Source organism: Flavobacterium procerum, assembly GCF_042431625.1.
Classification (GTDB): Bacteria; Bacteroidota; Bacteroidia; order Flavobacteriales; family Flavobacteriaceae; genus Flavobacterium; species Flavobacterium procerum.
In genome coordinates this window covers 294344-308151 of record NZ_JBHLYW010000032.1, presented here as the reverse complement: position 1 = coordinate 308151, position 13808 = coordinate 294344, and the positions used below count along the sequence as shown (strand labels likewise).

Annotated in this window: 9 protein-coding genes and 2 tRNA genes; 3 read left to right on the top strand and 8 right to left on the bottom strand. The window is 34.2% G+C overall.

Annotation, left to right across the window (positions count from 1 at the left end; translation table 11 throughout):
* The first annotated feature begins 69 nt into the window (after positions 1-69).
* Positions 70-555, top strand: coding sequence for a hypothetical protein (locus ACFFLS_RS25490; protein ID WP_379682774.1), 486 nt, complete (start codon positions 70-72; stop codon positions 553-555).
* A gap of 73 nt (positions 556-628) precedes the next feature.
* Here the strand turns inward: ACFFLS_RS25490 and ACFFLS_RS25485 are convergent, their stop codons facing one another.
* The 8 genes from ACFFLS_RS25485 to ACFFLS_RS25450 all read right to left on the bottom strand — a co-directional run bounded on the left by ACFFLS_RS25485 (position 629) and on the right by ACFFLS_RS25450 (position 12892).
* Positions 629-3100 (bottom strand): mechanosensitive ion channel family protein, encoded by a 2472-nt coding sequence (locus ACFFLS_RS25485; protein ID WP_379682773.1) that lies wholly within the window; start codon positions 3098-3100, stop codon positions 629-631.
* Between the two features lie 89 nt (positions 3101-3189).
* A complete protein-coding gene (locus ACFFLS_RS25480; RefSeq protein ID WP_379682772.1) occupies positions 3190-4281 on the bottom strand; it encodes a glycoside hydrolase family 18 protein in 1092 nt (363 codons plus the stop codon).
* 248 nt (positions 4282-4529) lie between these two features.
* On the bottom strand, positions 4530-6335 hold the full coding sequence (locus tag ACFFLS_RS25475; protein ID WP_379682771.1) for an acyl-CoA dehydrogenase FadE: 1806 nt from the start codon (positions 6333-6335) through the stop codon (positions 4530-4532).
* 155 nt (positions 6336-6490) lie between these two features.
* Entirely contained in the window at positions 6491-7672 is a 1182-nt protein-coding gene (locus ACFFLS_RS25470; protein ID WP_379682770.1) for a thiolase family protein, read from the bottom strand.
* Positions 7673-7780: 108 nt separating this feature from the next.
* Positions 7781-10171 carry a 3-hydroxyacyl-CoA dehydrogenase/enoyl-CoA hydratase family protein gene (locus tag ACFFLS_RS25465; protein ID WP_379682769.1) on the bottom strand — a complete coding sequence of 797 codons (2391 nt, stop codon included), beginning with the start codon at positions 10169-10171 and terminating at the stop codon, positions 7781-7783.
* Between the two features lie 129 nt (positions 10172-10300).
* On the bottom strand, positions 10301-10759 hold the full coding sequence (locus ACFFLS_RS25460) for a MarR family winged helix-turn-helix transcriptional regulator (protein ID WP_379682768.1): 459 nt from the start codon (positions 10757-10759) through the stop codon (positions 10301-10303).
* Positions 10760-10978: 219 nt separating this feature from the next.
* A complete protein-coding gene (locus tag ACFFLS_RS25455; protein ID WP_379682767.1) occupies positions 10979-12016 on the bottom strand; it encodes a helix-turn-helix transcriptional regulator in 1038 nt (345 codons plus the stop codon).
* Between the two features lie 252 nt (positions 12017-12268).
* Positions 12269-12892 (bottom strand): HD domain-containing protein, encoded by a 624-nt coding sequence (locus ACFFLS_RS25450; protein ID WP_379682766.1) that lies wholly within the window; start codon positions 12890-12892, stop codon positions 12269-12271.
* A gap of 283 nt (positions 12893-13175) precedes the next feature.
* Between ACFFLS_RS25450 and ACFFLS_RS25445 the strand changes: the two genes are divergently transcribed.
* Positions 13176-13297, top strand: a tRNA-OTHER gene (locus tag ACFFLS_RS25445).
* Positions 13298-13502: 205 nt separating this feature from the next.
* Positions 13503-13619 (top strand) — tRNA-OTHER (locus tag ACFFLS_RS25440).
* The last annotated feature ends 189 nt before the right edge of the window (positions 13620-13808 follow it).

The window sequence follows — 13808 nt, the reverse complement described above, 5'->3', positions numbered from 1 at the left end:
ATGATATTGATTTATTGTAAATCAGTATATTTGATATTGTATATTTATGAACAAACAAATTCTTGCACTATGAAAAAACTAAGTCTTATTCTTATTTTGGCGGTAGCCACATTTTCATCTTATGCGCAGTCTTCTTTTAAAGAAGATGTAGAAGTGGTTCAGAGCGTTTATGGTAAAACTAAAAGTGAACTCGTAAAACAATACATGAATTTATCTGATGCACAGTCAGCGACTTTTACTAAAGTTTATGATAATTATGAAACAGAAAGAAAAGCTCTAGGACAGATTAAATTTCAATTAATTAATGATTATGCGGCTAATTATGAAACGCTTACTGATGCCAAAGCTGACGAATTAGCAAAAGGAACTCTCAAAAATCATATTGCATATGAGAAACTTTACGCTAAGACTTATAATCAGGCCAAAAAGGCAATTGGTGCTATAAATGCGGCAAAATTTATTCAGCTTGAAGTTTATCTACAGACCATTATTCGAAGCGAAATTTTAGAAGCGATTCCGTTTATCGGAGAATTAGACAAATCAAAAGTGCAATAGATTTTTTTATTCAGTATAAAAAGAAACGACAGTTATCTATCCGACAGCTGTCGTTTTTTGTTTCTTTTTCAGATTACTTATCAATTTGTTTTAGATGAATATCTTGTTGCGGAAAAGGAATTTCGATGTTGTTTTCCCTAAAAACTTTATCAATAGTAATAATTAAGTCACTTTTTACATCATTAGCAAAATTGATGTGATTTACCCAAAATTTAATTACAATGTCAATTGAACTTGCTCCAAATTGTGTAACCCAAATAATAGGTGCTGGATTTTGTAATACTAAAGCATGATTTTTTAGTATTTCGTTTACTAAGTCTTTAGCATCTTGTAAATTAGTTCCATAAGCAACTCCAATTGCAATATCAGTTCGTTTTTTATTATTAGACAAGGTCCAGTTGGTTAAATGCTGGCTTAATAAATCTCCGTTAGGTATAATAACATCAGCACCATCAAAAGTAGCCACAACACTGCTTCGAATCCCAATAGATTTCATTTTTACAGTTTGACCTCCAATGTCAATGGTGTCATTTATATTGACAGGTTTCTCAAAAGCAATAATAAGTCCGCTGACGAGATTGTTTACTAAAGTCTGAAGACCAAATCCAATTCCGACACCGAGTGCACTAATTATAATGGTTAAACGGTCAACTGGAATTCCAGATGAAATAAAGGCAAGACTAATTCCGATGCTGAAAATGGCAATTTGAATCAATAACAGCCAGCTTCCGAATTTATTGTCTTTATTTCCAGACGAGCTTCGAGTTGAACCGCTTGTTAAAAAAGAAACAATCTTAGCAATTAGGATAGATGTTGTGATTATGAAAAAGAAAACCAGAATACTTTGATACGAATAATTGATGTCTCCAATAGTTCGCTGTTTGTTAAAGTAGTCAATAATTGGATCTAAGATGGCATGAAAAAAGTACGAGTTCTTTCCAATAGAAATCAGCCAGCCGATAAGGAACAATATATTTGTATTATTATTAAAATTAACTTTTTCTAATTCGTTTATTTCAAGCTGTTTTTCTTCATTAGTTTCTCTTAAGAAATTAGAATAATTGATAATGTCCACAACTAAACGATAAGTGTTTGTAAATAGATAATACATTAAAATCGTTATTACGCCATTTACCATAAGGAGTTTTCCTAAATTATAATTTTTGTCTATTAAAATAAAGAAAACGGAAATTACCTCAAATGCGATTACAATGTAAAGACTGTATTTGAACAGTGATCCGGTTATTTGTTTGTTTTTTAATAGATTATAAGCACTAAACGCAATAGTTGCTAAGGCTAAAAACAAGATTAAATAAACTTCTTTTACAGAGTGTATCAAGATGTTGTTATCGTATAAAGTTAAAAGGATGATTAAAACATAAATCTTCCAGATAAATTTATCTTTTGAAGTAAAGTATTCTTTGTTTACGATTGTTAATGCAATTATCGAAATAAGCCAAATTAAAGCTGTAAAGGCAAATGGAGGATAAATAAAGAAAAAATTAAATAAAGTAAAAGAGATTAAAATCGCACAGGCAATGGGGTGTTTGAATATTTGTTTTGAAAACTCTATTTGATGATAGATTCCTTCTTTTTTGTATTTGTTTTTAAGAAATAAAAGATAAATAACTAAAGCCGTAGCCAGCAGCAACATTAAAATGATGGTATTAAAATGATTGCTGATAAAAAAGACTAGAATAATCAGTTCTTTGGTAAGGGAATAAATAAAAGTTTCTTCAAACCCCATTTTATTAGCTCCTCTTTCAAAAATTTTACCATCCGAATCGAACAAGTTTTTAAATTCGTCTTTTCTTATATTTTCGGTTTCAATAATATCGTTTTGAAGATTGTATTTAAAATTGTTTGCGGTGATTTGTAATTTGGTAATACTGTCCAATGCATTTTTGAACCTTTTGTTTAAAGACATGACATCAGCATTCATTTGCGAGTATCGTTCATAATACAATGATTTTCGCAAAGAATCTTTTGGTGGAATAAAAAGAGATTTCTTTATGGTTAAAGAATCTATTTTAGTTTGCATTTCACTCAATTCAAGATTGTTTTTTGTGATTTTAGAAAGCTGAATGTCTAATCTTGTTTGCAGCTCTTTCAGCATTATTGAAGTTACAGTAATGTTTCTAAGCGTTTGAAAATCATTTTTATTTTTGATTATACCGTCTATTGCGGTTTTTTTTAGCTTGATAATATTGTTGAGTTCAGATGTAAAACCTTTATAGTCAATTCCTGTTTTTAAAGTAAGGTCTGCAATTTGAATATTTTTAGAGATAGCATCGAACAATAAAGAACGTTCTCTGCTAATTTTGTTCTCTTTAAAAAGGGCGTTGCTTTTCTCTTCGTTATTTTTTAATAGATTTTCTATTTTATTGTTGGTCGAATCTAAAACCTTTTTTGAAGAGGTATTTTGAGAATAAGAAATCGATATTTTGAAAGAGAAAAAAAGTATAAAAACAACTCTTAAAGCTGTTTTTGTGAATTTGGCATTTCTATAAAGAATAAAACTGTTGTTTAAATTATAAAAAACCATAGTGATTTATTTTTGGGTGGTGTATCAAAAATACTACAAAAAAAAATAACCTAAAAAAATACTTTTTTAGGTTACTTATCTGAATCAATTTATTTGTTTTTTACTTCATAAATGGCATTTACCATTCCGTCTTTCGGACTATCCAAGGTAAGCTCCCAGAACATAATACCGCCCAGTTTTTTTGACTTTGCATATTCTGTTTTTGCTTTTATTGATTTTATATCATCAGATGTTGCAAAAGTTTTGGTTTTAGCATTGTACCAGTAAGGCGCTTGTGCTTTTTTATCCCAGAAATATTTCCATCCGTTTGCTTCTGTATACGTTTTGGCGTAATCTTTAAAATTAACGCCTTCAACATGTTTTCCAGCCTGATATAATCCGTTATTGATGTTTTCTACATTAATCCACGTTCTAGTATAAAAAGCGCCTCCAATAACTAATTTTTCAGCTGGAACTCCTTGTTTTAATAAATACGTTACAGCGCGGTCTGTAGATTCTTCATTTGGATTTGTGCCGTACAAGGGTGTGTGATGACCCGTAACTTGAGAATAACCATTAACCAAATCGTAACTCATGATGTTGATGCGGTTAACCAATGGCGTTATCGCTTTCCAGTCTATAGATTCATCAAGGTATTTCTGGAAACCTCCTGCAGCAAAACTCAACTCGTATTTTTTCCCTAATGTAGAACGAAGTATTTTAACTAATTCTGTAAAGTTTGGTTTGTCAACAGCTTGGTATAAATGACCAGGAAGTCCTTCGATTGCAGGATATTCCCAATCTAAATCTAAACCGTCAACTTTAAAATAATCACTTACTTCTTTAACAGATTTAGCAAAAGTTAATCTGCCTTCGGCTGTAGAAAAGGCAGAAGAACAAGGCTCGCAACCGCCCCAGCCTCCAAGGGAAAGTACAACTTTAAGTTGTGGATTTTTAGCTTTTAAAGAAACAAGTTTCTTTATCGTAACAGAATCTTTAGAAGAATCAACGCTTAGTTTTCCATCTTTTAAATGACAAAAGCTGAAAATGATTTGATTCAATTTATTGACCTCGTATTGGTCAATTAAGTTAGCATCGCCTGTATAATAAGCGATAATGTCGATTTTTTTATTTTTCTGCGCAAATGTACTTGAAGTTAAAACGCTGAAAAATAAAATTACAAATAGGTTAATTTGTTTCATTTTTTGTTTTTTGAAGTTTTTAGAATGCTAAAATTAAAACATTAGATTCGATATTTGGCAATAATATGAGTTCTACAATATTATTTTAACGAATTTTTTGCAAATTGATGCAAAAATATTGCAAATACAAATTAATAACTGCAGCTAAATTTCTACAGTTTTTTTGAAAATGATATTCCAAAAATAAACCCGCACAGTTTCGGACTTGCGCGGGTTTAAACAAATTAAAAGCTAAAAACTATTTTATATTAGAAGCAGTATGAATTTTCTGCTACTAATTTTTCTGCAATTTTTTCTCTAAGTGCCACAACATTTGGCAGGTTAGTATATTTAGTGAAACGTTTAAGTCCCATTAACATCATACGTTGTTCGTCACCTTCAGCGAAAGATGCGATTCCTTCTTTTCCTCTTAAGTTTACGATATCTACAGCTTTGTACAAGTATAATTTTGCCATTGCAATTTGCTCTTGAACTTTATCTTCACCTTGAGCTTTTGCTAACTTTTCAGTTCTCAAAATTGTACTTTCAGCCATGTAGATTTCGATTAAGATATCTGAAGCTGCCATTAATAATTGTTGGTGAGCATCTAATTCTGGACCATATTTTTGAACAGCACTTCCAGCAACCATTAAGAAAACTTTTTTCAAGTTAGCGATGATTCCTTTTTCTTCTGCAAATAATTCAGAGAAATCTGGAGTATCAAAAGATGGAATTCCCATTAATTCTTCTTGAACTTTCATTGCTGGTCCAAGTAAATCAACGTGTCCTTTCATTGCTTTTTTAATCAACATACCTACAGAAAGCATTCTGTTGATTTCGTTTGTTCCTTCGTAAATACGAGCGATACGAGCATCTCTCCAAGCACTTTCCATTGGAGTATCTTCAGAGAATCCCATTCCACCAAAAATCTGAATTCCTTCATCAGAACAAGATTGAACGTCTTCAGAAACTGCTACTTTCAAGATTGAACACTCGATAGCATATTCTTCAACACCTTTTAATTCTGCTTCTTGGTGAGAAGTTCCTTCTGCTTCACGAGCGGCGATTCTGTCTTCGATGTCTTTTGCAGCACGGTAAGAAGCACTTTCTCCAGCATAAGCATTAGTTGCCATTTCAGCTAATTTAGCGCGAATCGCTCCAAAAGATGAGATAGAAGTATTAAACTGAATTCTTTCGTTAGCATATTTTACAGCTCCAGAAGTAACTCTTCTTTGAGCATCTAAACAAGCAGCAGCCAATTTAATACGGCCAACATTCAAAGCATTCATAGCGATTTTGAAACCGTTTCCTCTTTCAGACAACATGTTTTCAACCGGAACTTTTGTTTCGTTGAAGAAAACCTGACGAGTCGAGGAAGCACGGATTCCTAATTTATGCTCTTCTTCATTCATAGAAATTCCATTCGAAGGATCGTTTTCTACGATGAAACCTGTAATATTTTTATCATCCCCAATACGAGCAAAAACTATGAAAACGCTGCAGAAACCTGCATTCGAAATCCACATTTTTTGACCTGTGATAGAGTAGTATTTTCCGTCTTCAGATAAAACAGCTTTAGTTTTTCCTGAGTTCGCATCAGATCCTGCGCCTGGTTCCGTTAAGCAATAAGCTCCAAACCATTCTCCAGAAGCCAATTTCGGAACGTATTTTTTCTTTTGTTCTTCAGTACCGTAAAGAGTGATTGGCATAGTACCAATTCCTGTGTGTGCACCAAAAGCAGTTGAGAAAGAACCTGTTGCTCCAGAAATGTAGTCACAAACCAACATTGTAGAAACAAATCCCATTCCTAATCCGCCGTATTCTTCTGGAACAGCAACTCCAAGAAGTCCAAGTTCACCAGCTTTACGCATAGATGATTCTGTGTACGCGTAATCTTTTTTCTCAAAACGATCTTTGTGCGCCCATAATTCTTTGTCAACGAACTCTTTTACAGAGTCACGCATCATTAACTGCTCTTCAGAGAAATCTTCTGGTGTAAAGATGTCCTCGCATTTTGTTTCTTTAACTAAAAACTGACCGCCACGAGTCACGTTTTTTTCGATTGTATCTGCCATGATTATGTTTTTTTTATTTTTTATTTATGCTCAATCTTGTCATTTCGACGAAGGAGAAATCGCACTAGAAGCTCCGCCGCTTAATGTGCCAATCTCTGTCGATTCCTGTGTGTGATTTCTCCTTCGTCGAAATGACAAATAGGAGATAATACTTTTTATAATACCTCGTAAATCCCTGCAGAACCTTGACCAGTTCCCACACACATCGAAACGATTCCGTATTTGTTACCTCTGCGTTTCATCTCATCAAATAACTGAACAGAAAGTTTAGCTCCTGTACATCCTAGAGGGTGTCCTAACGAAATTGCTCCACCGTTTACGTTTACGATTTCTGGGTTAATGTTCAACTCACGAGTTACAGCTAAAGCTTGTGACGCAAAAGCCTCGTTTAATTCGATTAACTCAATATCGTTTAATGTTAATCCCGCTTGTTTCAAAGCTTTCGGAATTGCTTTTACAGGTCCGATACCCATAATTCTTGGTTCAACACCAGAAGAAGCAAAGTTTACTAATCTGGCGATTGGCTCAAGGTTTAATTCTTTAACCATGTCCTCACTCATGATTAAAACGAATGCTGCACCGTCGCTCATTTGAGAAGAGTTACCCGCAGTTACACTTCCGTCAGCAGCGAAAACTGGTCTTAAACCTGCTAAAGCTTCTTTAGAAGTTCCTGCTCTTGGTCCTTCGTCTTTGTTTACAACGTATGATTTTGTTTCTTTTTTACCATTTTCATTGATGAAAGTCTGCTCAACAGTAATCGGAACGATTTGTTTGTCGAATTTTCCTTCTGCCTGCGCTTTCAACGCTTTCATGTGAGAGTTGTAAGCAAACTCATCTTGGTCTTCTCTTGAGATTTTGTATTGGTTTGCCACCGCTTCAGCAGTTAATCCCATTCCCCAGTAGTAATCTTCGTGACCAGCGGCAGCAACTTTATAATCTGGAGTTGGTTTGTAACCTCCCATCGGAATAAAACTCATGCTTTCTGCACCACCAGCAATGATACAATCTGCCATTCCTGATTGGATTTTAGCAGTCGCCATTCCGATAGTTTCTAATCCAGATGCGCAGTAACGGTTTACGGTAACACCAGGAACGTCTTCCACTTTTAATCCCATTAAAGAGATCAAACGCCCAACGTTAAGACCTTGTTCCGCTTCCGGCATGGCATTTCCTACCATAACGTCGTCGATACGTTTTTTATCGAAATTAGGCAACTCGTCCATCATAAACTGAATGGTTTCTGCAGCTAATTCATCAGGTCTTTTAAATCTAAAAACACCTTTTGGAGCTTTTCCAACTGCTGTTCTATATGCTTTTACTATATATGCTGTTTTCATATTAGCCCCCTAGCCCCCGAAGGGGGAATTCCTATTAGGGGTAAATAGGATTTTAAATTATTTTTTTGACACAATCCGCCAGTTCCCCCTTTGGGGGTTAGGGGGCTTTTAGTTTCTAAGAGGTTTTCCTTTAGTCAACATGTACTGGATTCTTTCTAACGTCTTACGTTCTGTACATAAACTCAAGAAAGCTTCACGTTCGATATCTAATAAATATTGTTCAGATACTAAAGTCGCTTCAGATAAATCACCTCCGGCCATTACGTAAGCCAGTTTGTTAGCGATTTTCTTATCGTGCTCAGAAATGTATTTTCCAGCTTCCATTTGATCTGTTCCAACTAAGAACATACCTAAAGCTTGTTTTCCTAATACTTTAACATCTGTTCTTCTGATAGGTTGTGTATAACCAGCTTCAGCCATTAACAAAGCATGTTTTTTAGCTTCAGCAATCTGACAATCTTTGTTTGCTACGATAACATCTTTTCCATGTTGAAGAAGTCCAGTATCAAAAGCTTCATATCCAGAAGTCGAAACTTTAGCCATAGCGATAGTCAAGAAATACTCTTGAAGAACGTTCAATTCCACGTCGTTTTTGCGGAATAAATCTGAAGCTCTCAAAGCCATTTCTTTAGATCCACCTCCACCAGGAAGTACACCAACACCAAATTCAACTAATCCCATATAGGTTTCTGCAGCAGCAACCACTTTATCAGCGTGTAAGCTCATTTCGCATCCACCTCCAAAAGTCATTCCGTGAGGCGCCACTACAACTGGAATAGAAGAATAACGAACACGCATCATTGTATCTTGGAACAATTTAATTGCCATGTTCAATTCGTCGTATTCCTGCTCAACTGCCATCATGAAAATCATTCCGATATTAGCACCAACAGAGAAATTCGCTGCTTGGTTTCCAATAACTAAACCTTGAAATTCTTTTTCAGATAAGTCGATTGCTTTATTGATGGCCTGAAGTACATCGCCACCAATTGTATTCATTTTAGATTGGAATTCTAAGTTCAAAATTCCGTCTCCTAAATCCTGAATGATTGCACCACTGTTGCTCCAAACTTTTTTGCTTTCGCGAATGTTGTTTAGGATAATGAATGAATCCTGTCCAGGAACTTTTACTTGTGATTTTGTTGGAATGTTATAGAAATATGTTGCTCCTTCTTTTACAGAATAGAAACTTTCGCTTCCCGAAGCCAACATTTCAGTAACCCATGCAGCAGGCTCTAAACCTTCCGCTTTCATGATTTCAATTCCTTTTGCAACGCCGATAGCATCCCAGATTTCGAATGGACCATTTTCCCATCCAAAACCAGCTTTCATGGCATCGTCAATTTTGTATAATTCGTCTGAGATTTCAGGAATTCTGTTTGACACATAAGCAAACATTCCAGCGAAACTCTTACGGTAGAATTCTCCCGCTTTGTCTGTTCCTTTTACTAAAACTTTAAAACGATTGATTGGTTTATCAATAGTTTTTGTTAGTTCAAGTGTTGCAAAATTTGCTTTTTTCGCAGCGCGGTATTCTAGTGTATTTAAATCTAAAGAAAGAATATCTTTATCTACTTTTTTATAAAAACCTTGTCCAGTTTTGCTTCCTAACCAATTGTTTTCCATCATTTTGTTGATGAAATCAGGAAGTTTAAACAATTCATGTTGTTCGTCGTTCGGGCAGTTTTCGTAAATACCATTGGCAACGTGTACCAAAGTATCTAAACCAACAACGTCAACCGTACGGAAAGTAGCCGATTTTGGACGACCAATTACCGGGCCAGTCAATTTATCAACTTCTTCAATCGTTAATCCCATTTCTTTAACTAAGTGGAATAAACTTTGGATTCCGTAAATACCAATTCTGTTTCCAATAAACGCTGGAGTATCTTTAGCAACAACCGAAGTTTTTCCTAAGAATTTAGAACCGTATTCGTTTAAGAAATCCAATACTTCAGTTGAAGTTTTTGGACCAGGAATAATTTCAAATAATTTTAAGTAACGCGCAGGGTTAAAAAAGTGTGTTCCGCAGAAGTGTTGTTGAAAATCTTCGCTTCTTCCTTCACTCATAAAATGAATTGGAATACCAGAAGTGTTAGAAGTAACCAAAGTTCCCGGTTTACGGAATTTCTCGATTTGTTCAAAAACCAATTTTTTGATATCCAAACGCTCTACAACAACCTCGATAATCCAATCAACATTAGCAATTTTTGCCATGTCATCTGTTGTATTTCCAGTAGTGATTCGGTTTGCGAATTTTTGGCTGTAAATAGGAGATGGTTTTGATTTTAATGAATTCGCTAAGTGCTCATTTACAACTCTGTTGCGAACAGCTTTGCTTTCAAGAGTTAAACCTTTTTTAGCTTCAGCGTCGGTCAGTTCGCGAGGTACGATGTCAAGAAGTAAAACTTCAACACCAATGTTAGCAAAATGACAAGCTATACCTGAACCCATAATTCCGGACCCAATTACAGCAACTTTTTTAATTGTGCGTTTCATATTTGTTAATTTTATTTTCTATTAGTCAAATATGTTATCACCTTTTTATTAATTGGAAAAAACTTTATTGTTGGCGATTTCATAATTGTTATTATTTGTTTGTAGGAGAAAATAAATGTCTTTTAAGGACTATTTATTTTCTGTGTTTTCTGTTGAATTAAATATGTTTTTATCGTGAATCAATTCATTAATGATTTCAGAAACTTCGATAAAATGATTTAGTTTTTCTTCTGAAACATGTTTTCTAACGCTTTCATTAAACTTTAGAACTGTATTTTTAGATAAATCTCTTTTTTCTTTTCCAAATTCGGTCAGGTAAATCAAAACGCCTCTTCCGTCGCTTGGATTTTTCTTGCGAACAATTAAACCTTTTTCTTCCATAGATTTTAAGGTTCTTGTCAAGCTAGTGGCCTCCATTCCCATTCTTGGCCCAAGAGCTGTTGATGGAGTTCCTTCTTCCTTGTCCATACTTAAAAGAGCAAATCCTGTCGCCATTGTTGCATCGTACTTAGCCGCTTCTTCATTATACATTCTTGAAACGGCCTGCCATGTTGCTCTCAAAATATAATCTATCGTTTTGTCTTTCATAGGTAACTATATCGATTTCAAATATAATCAAAAAATACTATGCACGCATATTATTTTATCATAAATTTTTGGTTAGTTTAAAATTTTCTCTGATTTAGAGGGGTTTGTGGTTTTTTAATTTGAAATATACTATTCTTTTTTTGGATTTTAACATTTTTAATGCTGTAAAATTTTCTTTTTGGTTTTTAAATTGGTTTTAATTCTGCATTCTGTAAAAAATCACGAATTTAATTCAGTTTTGTTTTCAGATTCGTAACGTAAAAGCGCTTCTTTAAGTACCTTTTTCATACGATTTCTCAGACCTTCTGGTCTCAAAATTTCAAGGCAGCTTCCGAAACCTAATAGGAGACGTTCCATTTCATAATTCGGAATTACGAATAAATGCACAATGACACTTCCGTCTTCATTTTCCTTAATTAAACGCTGTGAAGTATGCAAAGGTTTTGTGAGCACATAAGGCGCATTCGAAGCATCGACCCATAATTCAATGCGTCTGGGCTGTAAACCCGAATTAACCGTAACGCCAATTATATCCTTATAATAGGCTTCGGCATCAAAATGTTCTTCTAAATAAGGATGATTAAAATCGTAATCAATAGAAATAATTCTGTCCAAAGCTAAATTGGTAATGGGCTGTGATGCTTTTTTCTTGCCAATCAAAAACCAGCGGTTATTGAATTCCTTTAATATAAAAGGATGAAAATGGAATTTGCTTTCTTCTCTAGATTTGAATGATTTATAAGTAACCACCAGAACCATCTTTTTGATAATTGCCTGATATATTTCATCCAGATAATGCAGTCCTTTTAGCTTCTCGTTTTTATCGAGATAGATTACAGGATTGGTATTGGACTTTTCTGAATAGATTTTATCTTCCAGTCGCTGTAGAATATCCGATACATCATTAAATAGAGAGAAGTCCTTAAACTGTTTCAGCATCGAAACCGTTTCTGTCAAAACATTCATATCGGTTTCTGTTAGCGGAATATCAGTTATCGTAAAATCTTCGTCTTCATATTTATAATACTTTTTATCATAGACGACAATTGGCGCATTATAGCCGAGTTTTTCACTTCGCATCAGCTGAATATCCATTTGAATGGTTCGCTTGCTGATTGGGTTTTGACGGCCTTCGTATTCAAATAAAGCTTCAGAGCAACATTCGATTAAATCTTCGAGTGTCCATTGTCGGTATTTATTTTGCAGGCATTTGTCGATTGTCTTGTATCGAATTAAGGCGTTTTTGTTTTGTGACATTGGTTTTGTTGGTTTTGCCACAAAGGCGCGAGGTCACAAAGTTTTTATTTTTAGCCACAGATTAAAGGATTAAAATGATTTCCCTCATTTTATGTCATTTCGACGTAAGGAGAAATCTCCACAAGTAACTCCGCAACGAGAATCCAATCTTTGTAGAGCTTCTCGCGAAGATTTCTCCTTCGTCGAAATGACAAACTGTGCGTTTAATTAATACTTTAAATAGAAACTTTGCGACTTCGCGTCTTTGCGAGATTATTTTTTGCTTTCTAAAATACTTATCTCTTTTTCAATATTAGCCCGAGCTTTTTCCTCATACAAACTCCTAAATTCATCCGTTTGAAAAATATATTCGTTTTCCAGAAAATGTTTCAAAGCTTTCGCGCGTCCGGGTTTGTATAGAAAATCAGGATAAATGCGGTATTCTTTCCGAATTTGTTCGAAATAGATTTTATAATCTTCCCAATCTTTAGCGAGGATTTTCAAGTCAAAATCGATTAACCAATTAATATCTTTAATTGTATTGTGTGCGTGAAGTTGCGTTGCACAAATCGCATCAAAGACTAATTGTTTATTTAGACTGACATTTTCCGGTAAAATCGACAAAGCAAATTCAGCACTTTTGAGTTCGTTGTCTTTTTTGGATGCCGAATACACAAAATCATGATAGAAAATAGAAAACAATACTTCGTTTGGGTTTTCAAGTTTGTCTCGATAGACTTCAAAACTGGTAATCATTTCTTTTAAATGTGTGAGATTATGATAATGTCTTGATTTCGTTGAATATGCCTTTTCTAAATCCAGCCAGTTTTGCTGCATTTCATTTGCTGAAAAGCCAATATTCGAAAGCAAATCAGAATAAATTTCTTTTAAATTCATCTTGTTTTTTACTCAAATTTAAAATTCTTTTTTTACTGCGCAAAATAATTGCGTAGTAGTTTTGAAATCTTTGCTCAAGAAATAAAACAAATAGTATTTCTAAAAAATGAACAAAATTTTACTACGCAAAATAACTGCGCATTAGTTTAGGAATCTTTGTTAAGAAATAAAAAAACGTTCATAGAAATAGAAAAAGAATAAAACAGGTCAAGTTTGAGTTACTCCGAAAAACACTTTCCAATGTACACACTTACACCATTACCTTTTTATTCTATTATGATAGGAAGCAATAGCTCAGCGGATAGAGCACTAGAGTAATAGTTTTGAAATTATCTAATAAGGGTCAATTAAAACTTACTTCTTTCAGGGGTCTAGGGGTCGTGGGTTCGAATCCCATTTGCTTCACAAAATGGTTAGATAAACCATAATAAAAAGAAACTTCATTACTACGCAAAATAACTGCGCATTAGTTTTAAAATCTTTGTTCAGAAATAAAAACAAACGTTCATAGAAATAAAAAAGAATAAAAAGGTCAAGTTTGAGTTACTCCGAAAACACTTTCCAATGTACACACTTACACCATTACCTTTTTATTTTTAAAATCATTATTGGGGCAGTAGCTCAGAGGGTAGAGCAGGTAATTTTGAAATTATCAATTAAGGTCAATCAAAATTTACTTCTTACGCTTTTAACGTCCAGGTCGTGGGTTCGAATCCCACCTGCTCCACAATTAATGGTCAATTAAAACTTACTTCTTAGGTTCGAATCCTAACTCCCTCAGTGGGGGTTGCTGGTTATAAAAGTTTTAAAATTACCATTGATTAAAAAAAATGAGGGTCAAAATTAGCTTACTTCTTGGGGAAACCCACCAAACTCTTAATTTGTATCAGCTAATTCATTACACTCAAAATTAAGG

Coding starts and splice junctions, on each gene's coding strand:
- ACFFLS_RS25490 (WP_379682774.1), top strand. CDS start 70: ATGAAAAAACTAAGTCTTATTCTTATTTTGGCGGTAGCCACATTTTCA.
- ACFFLS_RS25485 (WP_379682773.1), bottom strand. CDS start 3,100: ATGGTTTTTTATAATTTAAACAACAGTTTTATTCTTTATAGAAATGCC.
- ACFFLS_RS25480 (WP_379682772.1), bottom strand. CDS start 4,281: ATGAAACAAATTAACCTATTTGTAATTTTATTTTTCAGCGTTTTAACT.
- ACFFLS_RS25475 (WP_379682771.1), bottom strand. CDS start 6,335: ATGGCAGATACAATCGAAAAAAACGTGACTCGTGGCGGTCAGTTTTTA.
- ACFFLS_RS25470 (WP_379682770.1), bottom strand. CDS start 7,672: ATGAAAACAGCATATATAGTAAAAGCATATAGAACAGCAGTTGGAAAA.
- ACFFLS_RS25465 (WP_379682769.1), bottom strand. CDS start 10,171: ATGAAACGCACAATTAAAAAAGTTGCTGTAATTGGGTCCGGAATTATG.
- ACFFLS_RS25460 (WP_379682768.1), bottom strand. CDS start 10,759: ATGAAAGACAAAACGATAGATTATATTTTGAGAGCAACATGGCAGGCC.
- ACFFLS_RS25455 (WP_379682767.1), bottom strand. CDS start 12,016: ATGTCACAAAACAAAAACGCCTTAATTCGATACAAGACAATCGACAAA.
- ACFFLS_RS25450 (WP_379682766.1), bottom strand. CDS start 12,892: ATGAATTTAAAAGAAATTTATTCTGATTTGCTTTCGAATATTGGCTTT.